This is a genomic window from Lysinibacillus sphaericus OT4b.31 (genome assembly GCF_000392615.1).
GTDB classification, from domain to species: Bacteria; Bacillota; Bacilli; order Bacillales_A; family Planococcaceae; genus Lysinibacillus; species Lysinibacillus sphaericus_B.
Genome location: NZ_KB933398.1, coordinates 1,232,232 through 1,253,217 on the forward strand (window position 1 = coordinate 1,232,232; position 20,986 = coordinate 1,253,217).

Genomic DNA, 20,986 nt, shown 5'->3' on the forward strand with positions numbered 1-20,986 from the left:
CGATTTTTATGCAGTGAAAAAATGTTATCGCAAAATTAAGGTAATTTAGATCATATTGTTGTATCATGTAGAAAAAAGAAGGAGCTCTTAAATCATGAAAATTTTATCATTCAAATTAGGTGGACATGTAAGTTTTGGACCGAAAGTAAAAAAAGAAGAAGCAGTATGGGATGTACTCGCTATTCAAAATGAACTTCAAGTTCTCCCTTCTTTTTCAAATTCAATCGTCGATGGTATTGCTTTAGGCTTTGATTTTGTTGAACAGATTCGTAAATTAGTAGAAGCAGCTGAAAAATCAGAGCGCGCGGATAGCTTTAAACGTGAATTTACGGTGATTGAATGGTTATCGCCAATTCCTCGTACACCCAAAAATATTATGTGTATTGGTAAAAACTATAATGAGCATGCAAAAGAAATGGGCGCAGAAGCAGCTCCAACAGAGTTAATGGTATTTACAAAATCACCAACTGCTATCGCTGCTGACGGCCAAACGATAGCGATTCATGCAGACCTTTCATCTAAAATGGACTACGAAGGGGAGCTTGCAGTCGTGATTGGTAAACGAGGTAAAAATATTCCTAAAAACTTAGCATACGATTACGTGTTTGGCTACACAATCGCCAACGACATTACAGCACGTGATCTGCAAGATAAACATAAGCAATATTTCTTAGGCAAAAGCTTGGATGGAACTTGCCCACTTGGACCATATCTTGTCACAAAAGATGAAATTCCAAACCCACAAGACTTAACTGTCGTAACAAAAGTGAATGATGAAGTACGTCAAAACGGTACGACTAAAGATATGATGTTCTCAGTAGAAACATTAGTATCCATCCTATCTCAACACGTAACATTAGAGCCAGGAGATGTTATTTTAACAGGTACGCCAGCGGGTGTTGGTAAAGGCATGAACCCGCCACAATTTTTAAAAACGGGCGATACTGTCAAGGTATCTATCCAAGGAATTGGAACATTAGTGAACCATTTCGAATAATTATTCAAATCCGCGTGAGTCGATGCTCCGCGGATTTTTTAGTATATTTGGTGAACGCAATTGTAATATTTGAAACCATTTCCACCTCATGATAGGATAGAGTTTGATAGAAAAAGAATGAGGTGGGGACACAAATGGATTTTTTAACAAATACAACACATCTACACATTACGACATGGGTAGTGGGTCTCGTAATCTTTTTCATTGCAGCACTTAGCGGCAAGCAATCAAAAGGCTTACATATGGCATTACGATTATTTTACATTCTAATTATTATTTCTGGCGGGGCATTATTCATCCATACAATGGGCTATGGTCAAGGTATGCTATACGGCTTCAAATTTATCGCTGGTATTTTAGTCATCGGTATGATGGAAATGGTATTAGTTCGCCAAAAGAAAAACCAACCAACAGGCATGTTCTGGATCTTATTCGCAGTGTTTTTATTCATCACGCTGTTCTTAGGATTCAAACTACCAATGAACATTAATTTCCTTGCGTAATTGCTCGTAAAGGTCGTGAAGTTTTCGCTTCACGGCTTTTTAATTGTTTAAAAGGCAGGTACGTATCGCCCAATTTAGGTGGCAGATTGCCTGAGGGCGAGTGAAGAAAGCTCAGGTTAACCGAAGAAACGCTCAGGTAAAAAGAGACAATCGCTCGGTTCAACCGCGGTAACGCTCAGCTACAACTAACAACCGCTCCGGCGGGCCAATGTGGAGCTGAAATGAGCATCAAATAGAGCGTAGTTAGTGTTAGTTGTCGCTTATGACTGCTCACGTTAGACCGCGAAGAATACTAAAGTTGACACCTTTTTGCCGTAATTCATTTTGCAATTCGGGAAAATATTTTGAAATGATAGCGACGGTACTGTTTTATTTGGTAAAATGACGATGGATTGGTTTGAAAGAGAGGGAATAAAAGTGAAATTTAAGAAGTGGATAAGTGCGACAGCTGCTTCGCTTTTACTGGCGACTTCATTGTTTGGAGCATTACCAGTAGCACATGCAGATGAAGTACAAACAAGAACGATTGCACAAGAAAGCATCTATGATTTACTCGTTGACCGTTTCTTTAATGGCTCGGGCACTAACGATTTTGATACAAATACGCAAGACCCTTCGAAATTTGCTGGTGGTGACTTTACTGGGCTCCAAGATAAACTAAAATTTATCGGAGAGATGGGGTATACAATCGTCTCCATTGGGACAATTTTCTCTACAGACGTGTATGATGGCTCGATGCCAACAAGCTATACGACAATAGAAGAGCATTTTGGGACAGCAGAAGAATTCCAAAGTGCTATTGAGGCCTATAAAGCGAATAATATGTCGATCATGGTTGATTTTCCTCTAAACAATGTAAGCCCAAACCATGAGTGGGCAAAGGACGCAGTAAAACAGGACTGGATCGCCTCTACAAATAATGGTCAAGTACAATGGGATTTAACAAACAAAGATGTACAAAACGCCCTGATTGAGGCGGCAACAGAATTCGCCTCTACATATAATATTGGTGGTATTCGTTTAACAAATATTGCTGATGCTGATACAGCATTTATCAATGCGCTAATTGATGCGTTAAAAGGCACGAAAGATTCATTATATGTGATTGCAAATGAAGAAAGTGATGCGAATTTTGATGCGAACTTCTCACCTGTAACAGCAGATATTTACCGTAATATTTTTAAAAATGTTGATATGGATTCTTCCAAGCTAATGGAACCTTTTTCAAGCGACAAACCGACGCAAATTATGATTGATTCACTTCAAACACATCGTTTTACATTTGACTCTGCGTCTGAAAATATGTTCCCACCAACTCGACTAAAAATGGCGTTGGGTGCTCTATTTATGTTGCCAGGAATACCAGTTGTACAGTATGGCTCAGAAATTGCAATGAACGGGGAAGCGAAACCCGATACTCATCAATTTTATAATTTTAAAACGGATGAAGAATTAATTGATTACGTAAAAAATGTACAATCCTTAAGAAATAAATCTGCGGCATTACGTAATGGCGATTTTGAGGTCATTACAAATGAAAATGGTCTACTTGTATTTACAAGAACATCTGATGAAGAACAATGGGTCATCATGATAAACAATACTGGTAAAACACAACGCGTTGATTTTACACCGGCTCAGCTTGGTGAGGGTAAAATGCTCAATGGTATATTGCATCAAGAAAAAGTTCGTATTAATGACAAAGACGTGTATCCAGTTATTTTAGACCGAGAAATGGTAGAGATCTATCAAGTTAAAGAAGATAAAGGCTTAAATATTCCCTATATGGTGGCACTTGGATTAGTGTGGCTAATATTTATAGGATTTGTAGTTGTTATTATTAAACGAGGTAAAAAACGTCGCCAGGAACAAGACGTTACAAATTAACCAATGAAAATCCCTCCAGTACGGCCAATTTGGCGAGCGTGGAGGGATTTTTACATTAAGCTTGGTAGCTTTTATTTGAAAAGAAAATAGCAATTGTGCCTGGCCCTACATGGGAGCCAATGGCTGAACCAATCATTGTAATTTGAACTGCTTTTGGTGCGAACTTGTCCTGGATGGCTGCTTTTACTTCGTTGGCAAAGACTAGGTCATCACTATGGCTAATGCCGACAATTTTGTCGGAAAAATTACCACCACGTTGTTGCATCAAATCTAACATACGTGTAATGGCCTTTTTACGTCCACGTGATTTTTCAATTGGTACAAGTTTACCGTCCTCAACATTTAATATTGGCTTAATACTAAGGAGTCCACCAAGAAATGCACTGGCCTTAGATACACGGCCACCCTTTGCAAGGTAGTCTAAATCCTCTACTGTAAAAAGATGCTCCATCTGTGAAGCAAGTGAAGTTAATTTTGTTTCCAGTTCCTCCAATGTGGCACCAGTTTTACGAAGTTGAACCGCTTCTTCAACCACTAATCCGTGACCTAAGGAAGCACATTTAGAATCAATGATTGTTAGCTTTAGCGATGGATATTGTTCAAGTACTTGATTGCGAATCATCAAGGCAGTACTGTATGTACCTGATAATTCCGATGAAAAAGCGATATAAACGCCTTCCTCGTCGCTTTGTGCTAATTTTTCAAAGTGTTTAAGGAAGAGTTCTGGTGACACTTGTGACGTTTTTGGGTGGGCACCTTGTCGAATAGCATCGTAAATTTCCTTACAATCAATGGCAATGACATCATCATATTCGCTGTTGTTTAAATGCACGCGTAATGGCAGTAGCACGACATCATTCTCTTCATAGTAAGACTTCGGTAAATCACATCCACTATCAGTAAAAATTTTCATTATCTTGTCCCCCTAAATAAACTGTCTTCATCCAAATTTAAACCGTAAAAAATGGAAAGTCAATCGAGCTTACTACGTAACTATGATAATTTCAAGCGTTCAATGAGTATTTTAGCGATACCATCTTCGTTATTGGTCGTAGTAATTTCATTGGCAATGTTTTTTAAGGACGGAATGCCGTTGCCCATTGCGACACCAATGCCTGCAAAATCAATCATTTCCAAATCGTTATCTTCATCGCCAAAGGCTATAATTCGCTCACGTGGGATACCTAAATCTTTCGCAACATGTGAGAGTCCTACTGCTTTATTTAAGCCACGTCGGACAATCTCAATAATGTGTAGTGGTGCGCCCCAACGACGATGCTCAATAACCTCTGCATGAACTGCTTGTAAATGATCACGGATAATCATTGAATTGACTTCATTTGCTTGGATAAGTAGACTTGTTGGATTATCCTGCAAATGCGTCGATAAATCACCGAGTGTAATCTTAGGATTGCCCATGTTAAAAATATTTAAAATTCGGTCATCCGGTGTATGGACATAAATGTCATCGATCACCTCAGCAATAATATTTTCATATTCATAACTATTCACTGAATCAACGACATCACGCACAACGCTTAAATCAATCGGTGTATGCATTGCTTGCCAAGCCATATTTTTTGGATGGTGAACGTAAGCACCATTAAAATTAACAATGGGAGTTGTCAGACCGAGCTCATGGTAATAAATATCGCTTGCACGATAAGGACGACCTGTGGCAATCATCACCTGATGTCCTTGTTCTTTTGCCTGCAATAATGTTTTTTTAGTTTTCGCTGAAATTTGTTGTTGGTCCGTTAATAACGTCCCATCTAAATCTAAAACAATCAAATGCGGTTTCATAGCATGTTGCCCCTTTCCTATATGTTTGAATAGTATCGCTTTGTCACCTTCTCGTCAAAATTTTGTCATGTAGAAAAAAGTTTGCTAACATAAAAAGAAGAGACAAAAGTTGGGAGTGACAAAAATGTATACAGAGAGAGAAGTGTGGGGAAATATTCCTTTATTACATATACATACAGACGATATGAATGAAGAAACCCCAGTCGTGATTTTCTTGCACGGCTTTATGAGTGCAAAAGAACATAATTTACATTATGCATATCAGCTAGTCAATAAAGGGGTGCGTGTCCTATTACCAGACGCAAAATTACATGGTGATCGAAGTGAAGGCTTAACAGAGATGCAAATGAATTCACACTTTTGGGATATTGTCTTAAATTCTATTCATGAAGTAGAGCAATTATATAATGAGTTAAAGAATAAACAACTATTAGTGAATGATAAGATTGGTGTGGCTGGTACTTCGATGGGGGGAATTGTCACAGCGGGATGCTTAAAGCTTTATGATTGGATACAAACAGCGGCGATATGCATGGGCGCACCTTGCTATATAGAATTAGGCGCATATCAATTACAACAGTTTGCTGAAAGTGGCTTAAATTGGCCGATGTCAGAAGAAGAAGTACGAAAAACGAATGAGCAATTAGCGAAGTATGATATAAGCTTAACACCAGAAAAATTTGCACAACGCCCGGTATTTTTCTGGCATGGTAAAAAAGATAAAACTGTGCCATTTAAAGATACCTATACTTTCTATTTAAAATTACGTGCGTATTATGAAACGAAACCAGAAGAGTTGAATTTCTTCGTTGACAATCAAGCCGGTCATGCTGTAACTCGTGATGGTATGCTAGCAGCGACTGAATGGCTTGCGCAGCATTTGGCATAATAAGTAGCATCTGCTATGATGAAGTTAACACTGTGATGGAAGGAGAAATACAGATGGATCAAGATATGAAAGACAGTATGTTAAGTGCATTAGAAAATGTAATTGACCCTGAGCTGGGTATTGATATTGTCAACTTAGGATTAGTATATGATGTTGAATTAGATGAAGAGGGCTTAGCAACAGTCACAATGACGCTGACATCAATGGGATGTCCACTTGGCCCTGTTATTGTTGACCAAGTAAATACAGCATTAAACGAACTACCAGAAGTAAAAAGTACTAATGTTAACATTGTGTGGAATCCACCTTGGTCGAAAGACAAGATGTCCCGATACGCAAAATTGGCATTAGGCGTACGTTAATAAGACTTTAGCTCAATGTATTTGTAGCTAGTTTTGGTACTAAATAGAGTACGCAAAAACAAATTCCCACTGCACCCTGCATGTGGGAATTTGTTGTATAACGGATTAATCGATTCGGCAAATTTGTAATGGACAATTTTCACAGGCGATTTCATCTTTGAGAAATTGTAAATCATGAATCGTAATATATCCTTTTTCAAAGGATAAAATATTATGCTTTTTTAAATCATTTAGCATACGATTTATCATTTCTCTACTTGTTGCACACAGATTAGCAATTTCTGAATTTGTTAATGGAAAGTCGATCAAAATCGTACCGTTTTCTAATATGTTTCCATAGGTATTAGATAAACGAATTAACGTTGAAAATAAAGCACCCTTCTTACCGTTTAATACTAAATCACGCAAACGACTTTGATGCTTTAAATTTTCAGTTTGTAGCCATTTTAAATATTCAACCATTAAATTAGGTTGTTCCATTAATAATTGCTCCAACGATTTACGGCTAAGGACGTATAACGTAGATGGCTCTAATACTTTTGCAGTCATGGAGTGATACGTAAGGTTACAAAATAATGACCCCTCCCCAATAATACTATTAGGACCACAAATTCGTATTGTTAATTCTTTTCCACTTTCAGTTTCCTGACTAATCGAAATGGCACCAGTGTTAATATAATATATTTCTTTTGCGCGTTCGCCTTCTAAAAAAATTTTACTTTCTTTATTCACTTTTATAAAAACTCCGTGTTTTTTAAAAAGAGCATGAATTTTCTCTTGATAATCATCCATTAATACCATAACTCACACACATCTCTTTCTTTTTGTAATAAGTGACTGTATTACAAAAGAATGGTAGATTAATCATTCCGATATACTAAAACAACGAAACATATCATTATTATAACGTAATCTTCTCTATGTAAGGGGAAAATTTTTAGTGCTAATTTTTTGCTTGAGCTTGTCGTTTGTTGTAAAATTAAGTTAGTCAAAAAAGGTCAAACATTTTCGGTAAAATAGAATGGTGAATATGATTACGCCAAACATAATTGAAAAGGAGTGCTAATGATGCAATTTCAACAAATGGATAATAAAAAACCATTAGAACAATTTGGACGTAATTTAATTGAAGAAGTAAAAAACGGCAAGATGGATCCAGTTATTGGCCGTGACGAAGAAATTCGTAATGTTATTCGTATTTTAACGCGAAAAACAAAAAATAATCCGGTATTAATTGGTGAACCAGGTGTTGGTAAAACAGCGATTGTAGAAGGGCTTGCTCAACGTATTGTGAAAGGTGATGTACCAGAGGGGTTAAAAGAATGCGTCTTGTATGAGCTTGATATGAGTGCGTTAATAGCAGGAGCTAGTTATCGTGGACAATTTGAAGAACGATTAAAAGGTGTATTGAAAGAAGTCAAAGAATCACAAGGGCGTATCATTTTATTTATCGATGAAATTCATACGATTGTTGGTGCAGGGAAAACAGATGGTGCAATGGATGCAGGAAATATGTTGAAGCCGATGCTGGCTCGTGGTGAGTTACATTGTATCGGTGCTACAACATTAGACGAATACCGTATGTATATTGAAAAAGACCCAGCTTTAGAACGTCGTTTCCAACAGGTGCTAGTGCGTGAACCATCTATAGAAGACACGGTATCCATTTTACGCGGTTTAAAAGAACGCTTTGAGTTACATCATGCTGTACGTATTCATGACCGTGCCATTGTGGCGGCAGCAGAGCTTTCCAATCGCTATATTACAGAGCGCTTTCTACCTGATAAAGCGATTGATTTAATAGATGAGGCCTGTGCAATGATTCGTACGGAAATTGATTCGATGCCACAGGAATTAGATGCAGTGACACGTCGTATTATGCAACTTGAAATTGAAGAGCAAGCACTACGTAAAGAAAAAGATGAGGCAAGTAAAAAACGTCTTGAGCAATTACGAGACGAATTATCCAAACTAAAAGAATCCTCTGAGGGGATGCGTAAGCAGTGGGAAGCTGAAAAAGATGCACTTCATGGTATTCAGAAAAAACGTGAAATACTCGACAAATACCGTCGTGATTTAGATGAAGCTGAAAGTAAATATGATTTGAATAAAGCAGCAGAATTACGTCACGGAAAAATCCCTACACTTGAAAAAGAAATTCAAGATATGGAAAAACAGTTAGAAGATGGATTAGAGGTCCGTATTTTACGCGAGGAAGTAACTGCAGATGAAATAGCTTCGATCGTGTCTCGGTGGACAGGTATTCCCGTTACAAAATTAGTTGAAGGGGAACGAGAAAAATTACTGCGTTTAAAAGATACGCTACATGAACGGGTAGTGGGGCAGGACACAGCTGTTCAGCTTGTAACAGAAGCGGTATGGCGTGCTCGTGCAGGTATTAAAGATCCACATCGTCCGATTGGTAGCTTCTTATTTTTAGGACCAACTGGTGTTGGTAAAACGGAGCTAGCAAAGGCACTAGCTGCACAGTTATTTGATTCTGAAGATCATTTTATCCGTATTGATATGAGTGAATATATGGAGAAGCATAGCGTGTCACGTCTTGTTGGTGCACCTCCAGGCTATATTGGCTATGAAGAAGGGGGACAATTAACAGAAGCTGTTCGCCGTAATCCGTATTCAGTTGTATTACTGGATGAAATTGAGAAGGCTCATCCCGATGTAGCCAATATTTTACTGCAAATTTTAGATGATGGTCGCATTACGGATAGTCAAGGTCGAATGGTCAACTTTACAAATACAGTTGTGATTATGACATCTAATATTGGTTCTAGTTACTTAATGGAAGCAAAAAAAGATGATGTAGCGGTTGAAGATTTAGTGATGTCTGCACTACGTCAGCATTTTAAACCAGAGCTATTGAATCGTATGGATGATATTATCCTTTTCCATGCTTTATCAGATGAGCATTTCACAGCCATTGCTTGGAAATACGTTGAACAGCTTGTCAAACGTGTAGCAGAACAGGACATAACTTTGGAAGTAGAAAAAGACGTTATTGATTGGGTTGTGGAGCAAGGTGCAGATGCACAATTTGGTGCGCGTCCATTAAAACGTTTCGTGCAACGATACATTGAAACAGCTGTTGCGAAGGAATTATTACGTGGTGAAGTTTTACCAGGCGAAGCATTGCGTGTAAAAATGCTTGATGGCCACTGTATCGTGGAAAAATAATAGAAAAAAACCTGTTTCGCTTGAGGCGAGACAGGTTTTTTTAGGATTTGATTAGTGATGGTCTGCAGCTTCTGGCGTTGGCTCGTTTGGAATGATTGCACCAATTACGAAAATTAGTACTGAGAACACAACTGAAATGATAGCACCTGTTTGGAAATCAAATGGTACACCAAGTACAGAACTTACTACATAGTTCAACATTGAAACTAGTAGGAATGACCATACGAATGTAACGATATATTGCATTAAATTTCACCTCAACCGAACTTTTTAAAAGCATAAGTTTTACTACATATACATTATCATATCATACCATAAGACGAAAAAAAAAGAACCTTTTATGATAAAGTGAACTTTAATCGTTGGTGTACTTTCTCCACCGATGATAGGTTGACCCAAGTGGGTTTTTAGCCGTGCTTGATCTCCCATTGAAACGCTTGATTTCTCTATGTTTTGAAGCGGAGGACTTAATATTAGAGAGTTTAAAGAATCATGGCGATTTTGTCACAACAATGTGACACTTATCACCATGTAGTATTACGAGGACACTGAAAAAGTGCATAAAATAAATTTTAGCCATGGCGGAAACGATTAATCGTTTCTGCCATGGCTTTTTCTTCGATGCCGTTGATTTCCGTTACAGCGGACGCTTTCCTGGGGTCAGATCACTAATCCACCAAGGAGTCGCCGCCTGTACTCCAATCAACTAATTTTATCGTTTCACCATATGTCCAGCTAGACAGATAAACATACCGGCATCTTTATTAAAATCAAAAGTTGTTTTACGTTGACCATTTGAAGAGCAAGCAGCTTTTCAAGAAACGGAAAGATTCAAAGACTTAGCGAAAAAGCGCTATAAGATTGAATCGTAGAATAGTGAGTTAAAAAATCCGCATCGCTTTCCGCGGGCAAAGCCGCCGTTTTCCATAGCCTTGTTTATACTCAGCTATCTTTTTACATTAATAGCTGTTATCGGATTTTTGATTTATAATTTCAGCCATAAGCTCCCAAAATATGCTTCTTTTTAGCATTGCCTTGTTAAAGAAAAAAGCATAACGACTAGGCACTTGATAACACTAGTTTTAAGGCATTAATTTTAATTCATCTTGCACCCTTCCTTCATTATGAGTTATAATTATGACCAGTTACTAATAATTGATAGTAAGAAAGCAGAGGGGTAGCTATATGAACGCAGGTATTATAGGGATAGGCAGATACGTTCCAGAAAAAGTCGTTACGAATTTTGACTTAGAAAAAATTATGGACACGTCAGATGAATGGATTCGAACTCGTACAGGAATTGAAGAACGCCATTTTGCTGCTGAGAATCAGGAAACTTCGGATTTGGCAGTAGCTGCTGCTAAAGATGCTATTGCGAAAGCAGGTATTATGCCTGAGGAAATAGGACTAATACTTGTAGCAACTGTAACACAAGATCAAAATTTTCCAAGTGTAGCATGTATGGTTCAGGAGCAAATTGGTGCAGTAAATGCAGCGGCGATGGATCAGGCAGCGGCTTGTGCAGGATTTATATATAGTTTAGTGACAGCCAAGCAATTTGTAGAATCAAATGCTTATAAATATGTCTTAGTAGTAGGTGTTGAAAAGCTGTCAAAAGTACTTGATTGGGAAGATCGTAATACGGCTGTGTTATTTGGAGACGGTGCAAGTGCTGCCATTATTGGCCCAGTTTCAGAAGGTAGAGGTATCTTATCTTTTGAGCTTGGAGCTGACGGCACAGGTGGTAAAAATCTTTATTTAACACAGCAACAGACGATTGCCATGAATGGTCGTGAAGTCTTTAAATTTGCAGTACGCCAAATGGGCGAATCTGCTTTGAATGTGTTAGATAAAGCAGGTTTAACAAAAGAAGATGTGGACTTTTTAGTACCACATCAAGCGAATATTCGAATTATGGAGTCTGCACGTGAACGTCTCGATTTACCAATTGAAAAAATGTCGAAAACGATTCACAAATATGGTAATACATCGGCGGCATCTATTGGCATATCATTGGTAGAAGAGCTTGAAGCAGGTAAAATAAAAGATGGTGACTTACTAGTACTTATTGGTTTTGGCGGTGGCTTAACTTGGGGTGCCGTTGCAATGAGATGGGGAAAATAATAACGATAAATGCTTGAGGGGAGTAAGACAATGAGTAAACGACGAGTAGTAATTACAGGAATTGGCGCAGTTACACCACTAGGGAATAGCATCGAAGAAACATGGGCAAACATTAAAGCTGGGAAATCTGGTGTGGGCGAGTTAACACGTTTAAATAAAGATCTATTCGCTGCTAAAATTGCCGCTGAAGTAAAAGATTTTGATATTGAAAAGTATATTGAACGTAAAGAAGCCCGTAAAATGGATCGCTTTACACATTATGCATTAGCAGCCTCTATCATGGCGATGGAAGACGCACAGCTTACAATTGACGAAGAATTAGCACCGCGCGCAGGCGTGTGGATTGGCTCTGGTATTGGCGGTATGGAAACGTATGAACAACAATTTTTAACGTTCCAAGATCGTGGAGCAAGACGTGTAAGTCCATTCTTTATTCCGATGATGATTCCAGATATGGCATCAGGTCAAGTATCGATTCATTTCGGCGCAAAGGGCATTAATTCTTGTTCTGTAACGGCTTGTGCTTCTGGAACAAATTCAATTGGTGATGCATTTAAAGTAATTGAACGAGGCGATGCAGATGTAATGATTTCGGGTGGTGCAGAGTCTCCAATCGTAACAATGGCAGTTGCAGGCTTCTGTGCAAATACAGCCTTGTCTTTAAATACAGACCCAACAACAGCTTCACGTCCATTTGATAAAAATCGCGATGGCTTTATTATTGGTGAAGGTGCGGGGATTGTTATTTTAGAAGAGTATGAGCATGCAAAAGCTCGAGGTGCAAAAATTTATGCCGAAGTACTTGGATACGGATCAACTGGTGATGCCCACCATATTACAGCCCCAGCCCCAGAAGGCGAGGGTGCAGCACGTGCGATGAAGCAAGCATTAGCTGATGGGGGTGTAGAACCTTCACAAGTGAGCTATATTAATGCGCACGGAACAAGTACACCATACAATGATTTATTTGAAACGCAGGCTGTAAAATCAGCCTTTGGCGATCATGCTTACAAACTAGCGATGAGTTCTACAAAATCAATGACAGGTCACTTATTAGGCGCAGCTGGTGGTGTTGAAGCGATTTTCACAGCACTTGCGTTACAAGAGGGAATCCTACCACCAACAATCAATTTAACAGATCCAGATCCTGAATGTGATTTAGATTATGTGCCAAATGAAGCGCGAGCGGCAAATATAGAGTATGCAATGAGTAACTCTCTTGGATTTGGCGGTCACAATGCTAGCCTATTATTAAAAAAATATGATGAATAAATAAAACGTCAGCTTGTAAACAAACTCGGGTAAAAGAGTTTGGTTGCAGGCTTTTTTACAATATAAAGGAAGCATCATCAAGTCCGCAAAAAGCCACTTGCTTTCCATGGACGAACCATCTTGCCTATTGAGGGAAGAGATTCACCACTTCCTTGTGGAAGACATGTGCTTATGAAAAACAACACGCTCACTCATCCTATTATTAAAAAAAACCTGTAGCAAACTAGAAATTCTTCAGGTTTGTCTACAGGCTCATGTATTTTTTATTATTTTTTTGAATAGATGATAAATAAGAAGAAATAGAAAGGATGCCATCTACTTGTTCCGTCTCTTTTTATTTTTAATGAGCTATGGCTTAATGATACTTTCAATAGGAAATTTGATTTTGTACTTGAATTATCGTACTCTCGGTTATTCTTGGTCTGTTGTTTTTAAATTCATGGTCCATACCACAGAGTTTTACTTGGCGATTGGGGCCTGCATTGTTTTATGCGGTGTTGTACTTGACTTTGGTTTTGAGCGAACATCCTAGTCTGAAAGATAAGGAGAGAATGTCACGCTAATTCCGAGTGCAGATGCTACCTGTTGGGCCAAGATTGTACCTTGGTCATCATGGACTTTGGCTAAATGTTCCTTACCTTCGACGAATGAATCTATTTCAAGATCGATCCATTCACCAAAGTTGCACATCCATGAGGTCAACTCAGCTAGCAAAGCATCATTTAAAGGAAGGTTTTCTAATTCCAAATTTGCCAGACACTGACCACACCATAGAGGATCAGCACCAAAGTCTCCTTCTAAAATAAGCGTGTGTATTGGCTTTTTACAATATTCGCAGAACATAGACATAGACAAACCTCTTAGCGACGCGTGCGGCCTAAGCCCATTGCTTCTTCCATACGTTTTAATGTAGCACTGGCAATGTTATTTGCTTTCTCTGCACCTTCATCTAAAATGATGTCCAATTCAGCTGATTCTACGAGATTGTAGAACTTCTCTTGTATTGGTGTCAGATGGTCGATAACTGCTGTGGCCACACCTTGTTTGAAGCCACCGTAGCCAATACCTTCGTATTTTTTTACTAAATCGTCGATAGATACACCTGAAATTGCTGATTCGATCGTCAGTAAATTTGAAACACCAGGTTTATTTGCAACATCAAATGCCACAATACCATCAGAGTCAGTTACGGCAGATTTAATTTTTTTCTCAATATCTTTTGCAGAATCTAATAGCTTGATGGTTGCTTTTGTATTTGGATCAGATTTACTCATTTTTTTCGTAGGTTCTTGTAATGATTTAATACGAGCACCTGCTTTTGGTAATTGAATTTCAGGAATAGTAAGTACTTCACCGTAACGTTTATTAAAACGTTCTGCAAGATCTCGTGTAAGTTCAATATGTTGCTTTTGATCATCGCCTACAGGGACGATATTAGTATTGTATAATAAAATATCTGCGGCCATTAACGGTGGATATGTTAAAAGAGCTGCTGAAACAGTTTCTTTTCCATGTGATTTATCTTTGAACTGAGTCATACGCTCTAATTCCCCAATAGATGCAACACATTGTAAAATCCAGCCTGCTTGTGCATGAGCAGACACTTCTGATTGGATGAATAAAGTGGATTTCTGTGGGTCGATACCAGTTGCTATATACATAGCAGCTAAGTTACGAATGTTTTTACGCAACTCTTTAGGGTCTTGTGCGACCGTGATGGCATGCTGGTCAACGATACAATAAATTGCATTTCCTTCATCTTGTAATGCAGGGAATTGCTTGAATGCTCCAAGATAGTTCCCTAATGTAACAATTCCTGTTGGCTGTACGCCTGAAAAAATAGTTGTCAAAATAAATTTCCTCCTTCGAGTTAGCAAATAAATTTAGCCCGGGTACAATCAAGATTTTTTGATCATGGACGGATAGCCATCGTACTACCTAGTAGAGTGCCCGAACGAATACTAAAGAACATAAAAAAACATCATGCGTCCTCATTAGTTCTTTCTAATGAAGGGACGAATGATGTTAGTATCCGCGGTACCACCCAGCTTGCCAAAAAGGCCACTCGACTTCGTAACGTGAAGGGACGAGCTTTGCTAGTAGTCAATTGTACACGTACTTGAACGTTCGCAAAACTAACTCGGAAGTCCATTCCAAACGCGTACACGATCTGTTTGCAGCAACCACAGACTCTCTAAACGTGCACAATGCATTTGTACTACTCTTCGTCAGCGTTTTTAATTATTGCAAAAATTATATTATAAAGAGTTAACTAATTGCAAGCATATAAAAATCAGACTTTTAGCGGTGTTTTTTTTTTGAAAAAAACTTTATGCTGGTTATGCTGTGTTTTTTTGTTAAAGAAGCAACCTTTATTACTAAGTATACGTCCCAATTGTACACGTGAAATTGACATTATTCTCGTTTATGTTTTTTAACTGAGAACAACCGAGAACAAGTAGTTGTAATAAATGAATGTTTAAAAACGCTGATAAGTGGGAATATTATTAGTAGTTCACGGTATACATTTCATATAAATAGCCTATTTAAAGCCATATAAATAGACAGAATATTTTGTAATATGGTTGTTCTTTTTTTCATTGGAACTATATTCAAATACAGCAGAGTGCTGTATAATGGAGATGTAGATTTACATTACATTAATTCTAATTTAACAAACTGTTTTATAGATAACGATTACAATCAGAAAGGATGTGTCAGTATGATAGTAACTTTATTTACATCACCTAGTTGTACGTCTTGCCGAAAAGCGAAAGCATGGTTGGAGGAACACGAAATCCCGTATACAGAGCGAAATATTTTTTCTGAGCCGTTAAGCATTAGTGAAATAAAAGAAATTTTACGCATGACAGAGGATGGGACAGATGAAATTATTTCAACTCGTTCTAAAATTTTCCAAAAACTAAATGTTGATGTAGAAAGCTTACCATTACAGCGCTTATATGAGTTAATTCAAGAATATCCTGGATTATTACGACGTCCAATAATCTTAGATGAAAAACGTTTACAAGTGGGATACAACGAAGATGAAATTCGTCGATTCTTACCACGTAAAGTTCGTGCTTATCAATTACAAGAAGCACAGCGTATGGTGAACTAATATCTCCCTATTGTGCATATAATGTATTAGGTGTTGCAAATGCAAAAAGCATGTTGTGACATCTATTTTTTTGTGCTTTACTTATGTAAAAACCTCCTGTACAGGATATAATATTTAATAGGAAAAAGTCATATATTTCCGTAAAAGTATGTTAAACTTGATTTTAGCCAAATAGTTTACTACAATTTCAATAATTCAAATATCTTTTGTGAAACGGTGTATATCCTTTTCATTTTATGAAAGAACAGCATACAATAGAATTAGAGACAACTGTGAACTGTAAATACAAAGATCTCAGTTGCTCGACGCTTTAATTGTGGTGTGGTCAAAGGTTGAAAAACAAGGGAGTATGAAGGTTAAAAACAATGAATCAAAGCATACTAATGAAATAATACTGTTTTTCGACAAATGACAGTGAAGGGAGATGAAGTCTAGTGGACATCGAACGTGTAAATGAAAATACACTCAAGCTCTTTATAACGTACAATGATATAGAGGATCGCGGCTATAGTCGTGAAGAAATCTGGTACAACCGAGCAAAGGGTGAACAACTTTTTTGGGATATGATTGATGAAGTAAATACAGAGGATTATTTTGATGTAGAAGGTCCGATTTGGATTCACATCAATGCGTCTGAAGTTGGCTTGGAAATCATTGTCACACGTGCACACATATTAAAAGACGGTGAAACATTAGATGGTCATTCGCATTTTGATGAACACAAAGAAATGTTTGCCCCATTTGATGAAGTTGGAGACGATCTTCTCAGTCAACTAACTCAATTCGGTGACATTGACGAGTCAGAATTATTTATGGATACAGATATTTATGTTTATAAATTTAAAGATATTGATGAGTTAATCCCTGTTGCAAAACGCATGACAGATGAACTAGTGGATTCCTCATTATTCAAATATGAAGATTGGTATTATCTAGTTGTAGACTTCACGAATGCAGATGACGATTTAAATCGCCATGACAAAAATGCGGTCATTAAAGAATTTCTAAGCCCATCAAATTTCACAATTCATCGCCTCGAAGAATACGGCGATATGATTATGGAGTACGATTGCTTTGAAACTATTCGCAAGTATTTTAGCTAAATGATTCAAGCCTCTGAGAATATCCAGAGGCTTTTTTGTATGGCTTGTTTTCAGGGTGCGTATCTGGCTTGCATGTAGAGCGCATGACGATTAGCAATGCAAAAATCGAATTTGGCAAAAAAGCCGATTTTTTTTTTGTAGCGAGCGAGATGACATTTTATAATGGGATAAAAAGGAGACGATTTTATGCTAATTGCCCACACAGAGCATGGTAAGCCTTTTATCTCATATCAACATACAAGAGAAGCATTACAATTATTTCGCCGAAACTCAAATTTTTTTTGCCCACAATGTCAGCAACCTGTCCAGTTGAAAATTGGTACTGTCAATATCCCACATTTCGCACACATAGCGAATCAGGTTTGTGAACAGCTATTTGCAGAAGGTGAATCTATGCTTCATTTACAAGGTAAGGTTCAATTGTTCGAATGGCTGAAGAAACTTGGTCATACAGTAGAGTTGGAGCCATTTATAAAGAGGCTATCTCAACGACCAGATATACTTGTAACGAAAGAGCATCATCAAATAGCAATTGAGTTCCAATGTAGCGCACTTTCTCTTGAAAAATGGCAGTTGCGCACAGCAGGTTATGAAAGTATCCATATCAAAGCACTGTGGCTTTTTCAAACACCAAAGAAAAACCTTACCTCACAGGACACACTCAAAATTACTATTCCTCCTATCATACAACAAGCTATCACCTATCCTTATAAGGGTTTGCCCTATTTATTGACATATGATGCGCATACAACGAGGTTTAACTATTGGACGAATCTTCTTTATGTTCAAGGGCATACTTTTATAGCGAAACTACAGTACCTACCTATTGAAAAACAGCAATTTCCGTTTTATGTTCCGAAGCCAGTAACAAAAGAAGCATTTTATCGTTACTGGCAGCTCTATAAAAAGATTTGTGCGCAGTATGTATATCAAAGATTACTACGTAGTAAAAAAGGCGTGCAGGATACTTTTCTCCGAAGTTGTTATGAGCTACGCTATTCACTCGAGGCAATGCCTGTTTATGTTGGTATACCTGTTAAAAATGCAGAAGCAATTCCAATTTTTTCACTCGAATGGCAGACGATTTTACATCATTTTTGTAGGCAATGCCAACTGCATCCTCAAGCATTATGCAATGCAGATATTCAACTTTTTCTTCATCAGCTTGATTTGGAGGTGACAAGTGACGCCGTTCAAGCTGTAAAAAATTATTGTAAGGTGTTCGAAAGGTGGATGCAAAACAAAGATAGTTTTCCAAATATCACAGAGCAAGTTTATGTACATTTTTTCAATTTTAATGAGGAGTAAGGTTGTCATTGTACCCCACATAAACGGTCAGTAGTCATCCATCAAGATGCAAGGTGAAAATAGGAGGGCGAACAACTGACCGTAAAAGCCCGATTGGTTCAACTAATAATCAGTGGGGAAGAAGAAAATCCCCACTGATTGAAGTTGTCACAGTATAACGAAATGGGAGCACAATGTTTAGGTTTAGAAGCCAATATTATGTAAGTAATTAGTTGGTTCAATTTAACATAAATTACTCTACCAATAATAGGGTCACTTTATTTGCAATTGCCACAATATACTGAGAAAATATGAGAGTACAGGAAAAACTAACATATAGAGGGGGCTGGCATATGGCTAGTAACAGCAATCAGCTTTTAATGAGAAATGAAATACCAGTAGAGTTAACTTGGCGCTTGGAGGACATTTTTGCAACAGATGCACAGTGGGAAGAGGAATTAAAAGAAGTCGCAGCATTTGCAAAACAGGCACCAAGTTATGCAGGTACTTTAAAAAATGGTGCAGACGCCTTATTAGCAGTCCTAACGTATTACGATCAAATTTACCAGCGCACTATGAAGCTCTACACATATGCTCATATGCGTTACGACCAAGATACAACAAATAGCTTTTATCAAGATATGAATAGCCGTATCCAAACGTTAGCAACAAATATTTCAGCTGCCCTATCGTTTTTAACGCCGGAAATTTTGTCATTAAGTGAAGAAACAATTGAAAGTTACTTAGCGGAAAAAAAGGAATTACAATTATATAAGCAATCTTTAAAAGAGATTACCATGGCACGTCCGCATGTGTTACCTGCTGAGCAGGAAGCACTTCTTGCCCAAATGTCAGAGGTAACAGGTACAGCATCGAATACATTTAGTATGTTGAACAATGCGGATATGGTCTTCCCAAAAGTGAAAAATGAAGATGGGGAAGAGGTTCAGCTTACACATGGTAACTATATTAAGTTCTTAGAAAGTAAAGACCGCACTGTACGGGAAGCGGCATTTAAAGCAATGTACGAGACATATGGTCATTTTAAAAATACATTTGCGTCTACATTAACAGGCAATGTGAAAAAACATAATGTAAGTGCACGTATTCGTAATTATGATTCTGCCCGTCATGCGGCAATGTCAAATAACTTTATTCCCGAAAATGTATACGATCAATTAGTAGAGACAATTCACAAGCATTTACCAGTTATGCAGCGTTACATTGCCTTACGCAAAAAGTTGTTAGGCGTAGAAGAATTGCATATGTGGGACTTATTCACACCACTTGTGAAAGAAGTCGACATGAAAATGCCATATGACGAAGCGAAGGACATTTTAGTGAAGGCTTTAGCACCACTTGGTGAGGAATATCAGGGCATTGTCCAAAGTGGTTTGGATAATCGCTGGGTAGATGTGAAAGAAAACAAAGGGAAACGTAGTGGTGCCTATTCTTCAGGTGCATATGGTACTAACCCTTATATTTTAATGAACTGGCAGGATAATGTAGATAATTTATTTACATTAGCGCATGAGTTTGGCCATAGTGTTCACAGCTATTACTCGCGAAATAATCAGCCGTTTGTCTATGGAGACTATTCTATTTTCGTGGCGGAAGTGGCGTCCACATGTAACGAAGAGCTATTAAATGATTATCTACTGAAAACAATTGAAGATCCTCAACAAAGGATTTATTTATTAAACCATTGGCTTGATGGCTTCCGCAGTACAGTTTTCCGACAAACAATGTTTGCAGAGTTTGAGCATTTAATCCATCAAATGGATCAAAATGGAGAGTCCTTAACATCAGAACGTTTAACGGAAGTTTATTATAATTTAAATAAACAATACTTTGGCGAGGATATGGTGGTAGACAAAGAAATTGGCTTAGAATGGGCACGTATTCCACACTTCTACTACAACTATTATGTATACCAATATGCAACTGGAAAATCAGCTGCAACTGCATTAAGTAAGCAAATTTTAGAAGAAGGTACACCAGCTGTAGAACGTTATATTAATAACTTCCTAAAAGCAGGCTGCTCAGACTTCCCAATCGAAGTATTAAAAGCAGCAGGTGTTGACATGAATGTAGCAAAACCAATTGATGATGCTTGTAAAGTATTTGAAGAGCGTTTAAATGAATTAGAAAAATTATTGTTAAATAATTAATTTGTGTGGCTGTAGTAAGTTTACTACAGCCATTTTCTATGCGGTGTTGAAAATATGGCCATGAATATTTTTAAAGATTAATGTTTTTCTTAGATTTCTAAATGGATAAAAGTATCCATCTTGAAAAAATACTGTACTGTAATCGCTTTCTATTTGACAAATTTGTGAATCTAGAGCACGTTTCATTGCTAATTTTATTATTCCATGATAAAGTGATTCTTGTGAAATAAATCACAAAACAAACATACACCCCTTTGTTTGAACGTGAACAT

18 protein-coding genes and 1 other annotated feature are annotated in these 20,986 nt (G+C 37.6%); of the genes, 12 read left to right on the forward strand and 6 right to left on the reverse strand.

Annotation, left to right across the window (positions count from 1 at the left end; translation table 11 throughout):
- The first annotated feature begins 94 nt into the window (after window positions 1-94).
- The 3 genes from H131_RS05520 to H131_RS05530 all read left to right on the forward strand — a co-directional run bounded on the left by H131_RS05520 (window position 95) and on the right by H131_RS05530 (window position 3,387).
- The gene (locus tag H131_RS05520; protein WP_010858090.1) at window positions 95-997 is read left to right on the forward strand and encodes a fumarylacetoacetate hydrolase family protein; all 903 of its coding nucleotides are present in this window, start codon (window positions 95-97) and stop codon (window positions 995-997) included.
- Window positions 998-1,131: 134 nt separating this feature from the next.
- Entirely contained in the window at window positions 1,132-1,500 is a 369-nt protein-coding gene (locus tag H131_RS05525; RefSeq protein WP_010858091.1) for a YisL family protein, read from the forward strand.
- Between the two features lie 417 nt (window positions 1,501-1,917).
- The gene (locus H131_RS05530; protein ID WP_010858092.1) at window positions 1,918-3,387 is read left to right on the forward strand and encodes an alpha-amylase family glycosyl hydrolase; all 1,470 of its coding nucleotides are present in this window, start codon (window positions 1,918-1,920) and stop codon (window positions 3,385-3,387) included.
- A gap of 55 nt (window positions 3,388-3,442) precedes the next feature.
- On the opposite strand, the gene H131_RS05535 is transcribed toward H131_RS05530, so the two are convergent.
- A complete protein-coding gene (locus H131_RS05535; RefSeq protein ID WP_010858093.1) occupies window positions 3,443-4,300 on the reverse strand; it encodes a DegV family protein in 858 nt (285 codons plus the stop codon).
- 80 nt (window positions 4,301-4,380) lie between these two features.
- Window positions 4,381-5,190, reverse strand: a complete 810-nt coding sequence (locus H131_RS05540; RefSeq protein ID WP_010858094.1) for a Cof-type HAD-IIB family hydrolase — start codon at window positions 5,188-5,190, stop codon at window positions 4,381-4,383.
- Between the two features lie 124 nt (window positions 5,191-5,314).
- Between H131_RS05540 and H131_RS05545 the strand changes: the two genes are divergently transcribed.
- On the forward strand, window positions 5,315-6,079 hold the full coding sequence (locus H131_RS05545) for a prolyl oligopeptidase family serine peptidase (protein ID WP_010858095.1): 765 nt from the start codon (window positions 5,315-5,317) through the stop codon (window positions 6,077-6,079).
- Between the two features lie 53 nt (window positions 6,080-6,132).
- Window positions 6,133-6,441, forward strand: coding sequence for a metal-sulfur cluster assembly factor (locus tag H131_RS05550; protein WP_010858096.1), 309 nt, complete (start codon window positions 6,133-6,135; stop codon window positions 6,439-6,441).
- Window positions 6,442-6,546: 105 nt separating this feature from the next.
- Here H131_RS05550 and H131_RS05555 read toward each other — a convergent pair whose 3' ends face one another.
- Complete coding sequence (locus H131_RS05555; protein ID WP_036131116.1) at window positions 6,547-7,233, reverse strand: Crp/Fnr family transcriptional regulator; 687 nt, start codon at window positions 7,231-7,233, stop codon at window positions 6,547-6,549.
- 276 nt (window positions 7,234-7,509) lie between these two features.
- On the opposite strand from H131_RS05555, the gene H131_RS05560 reads away from it, so the two are divergent.
- Entirely contained in the window at window positions 7,510-9,636 is a 2,127-nt protein-coding gene (locus tag H131_RS05560; protein ID WP_010858098.1) for an ATP-dependent Clp protease ATP-binding subunit, read from the forward strand.
- Between the two features lie 51 nt (window positions 9,637-9,687).
- On the opposite strand, the gene H131_RS05565 is transcribed toward H131_RS05560, so the two are convergent.
- Window positions 9,688-9,882, reverse strand: a complete 195-nt coding sequence (locus tag H131_RS05565; RefSeq protein WP_010858099.1) for a YjzD family protein — start codon at window positions 9,880-9,882, stop codon at window positions 9,688-9,690.
- Window positions 9,883-10,821: 939 nt separating this feature from the next.
- On the opposite strand from H131_RS05565, the gene H131_RS05570 reads away from it, so the two are divergent.
- Both H131_RS05570 and fabF read left to right on the forward strand, forming a co-directional pair.
- The gene (locus H131_RS05570) at window positions 10,822-11,760 is read left to right on the forward strand and encodes a beta-ketoacyl-ACP synthase III (RefSeq protein ID WP_010858100.1); all 939 of its coding nucleotides are present in this window, start codon (window positions 10,822-10,824) and stop codon (window positions 11,758-11,760) included.
- Between the two features lie 30 nt (window positions 11,761-11,790).
- Complete coding sequence (fabF, locus tag H131_RS05575) at window positions 11,791-13,032, forward strand: beta-ketoacyl-ACP synthase II (RefSeq protein ID WP_010858101.1); 1,242 nt, start codon at window positions 11,791-11,793, stop codon at window positions 13,030-13,032.
- 528 nt (window positions 13,033-13,560) lie between these two features.
- Here fabF and H131_RS23020 read toward each other — a convergent pair.
- On the reverse strand, window positions 13,561-13,881 hold the full coding sequence (locus tag H131_RS23020) for a hypothetical protein (protein WP_010858103.1): 321 nt from the start codon (window positions 13,879-13,881) through the stop codon (window positions 13,561-13,563).
- Between the two features lie 11 nt (window positions 13,882-13,892).
- Window positions 13,893-14,882: a tryptophan--tRNA ligase gene (gene trpS / locus H131_RS05590; RefSeq protein WP_010858104.1), complete on the reverse strand. Its 990-nt coding sequence runs from the start codon at window positions 14,880-14,882 to the stop codon at window positions 13,893-13,895.
- Window positions 14,883-15,040: 158 nt separating this feature from the next.
- Window positions 15,041-15,273 (reverse strand) — a binding site (T-box leader).
- A 484-nt stretch (window positions 15,274-15,757) separates the two neighbouring features.
- Here trpS and spxA point away from each other — a divergent pair.
- The 4 genes from spxA to pepF all read left to right on the forward strand — a co-directional run bounded on the left by spxA (window position 15,758) and on the right by pepF (window position 20,714).
- The gene (gene spxA, locus H131_RS05595; RefSeq protein ID WP_024362527.1) at window positions 15,758-16,153 is read left to right on the forward strand and encodes a transcriptional regulator SpxA; all 396 of its coding nucleotides are present in this window, start codon (window positions 15,758-15,760) and stop codon (window positions 16,151-16,153) included.
- A gap of 434 nt (window positions 16,154-16,587) precedes the next feature.
- Complete coding sequence (gene mecA, locus H131_RS05600) at window positions 16,588-17,256, forward strand: adaptor protein MecA (RefSeq protein ID WP_010858106.1); 669 nt, start codon at window positions 16,588-16,590, stop codon at window positions 17,254-17,256.
- A gap of 186 nt (window positions 17,257-17,442) precedes the next feature.
- The gene (locus tag H131_RS05605) at window positions 17,443-18,564 is read left to right on the forward strand and encodes a competence protein CoiA (RefSeq protein ID WP_010858107.1); all 1,122 of its coding nucleotides are present in this window, start codon (window positions 17,443-17,445) and stop codon (window positions 18,562-18,564) included.
- Window positions 18,565-18,896: 332 nt separating this feature from the next.
- The gene (gene pepF / locus H131_RS05610; protein WP_010858108.1) at window positions 18,897-20,714 is read left to right on the forward strand and encodes an oligoendopeptidase F; all 1,818 of its coding nucleotides are present in this window, start codon (window positions 18,897-18,899) and stop codon (window positions 20,712-20,714) included.
- Window positions 20,715-20,986 lie beyond the last annotated feature (272 nt).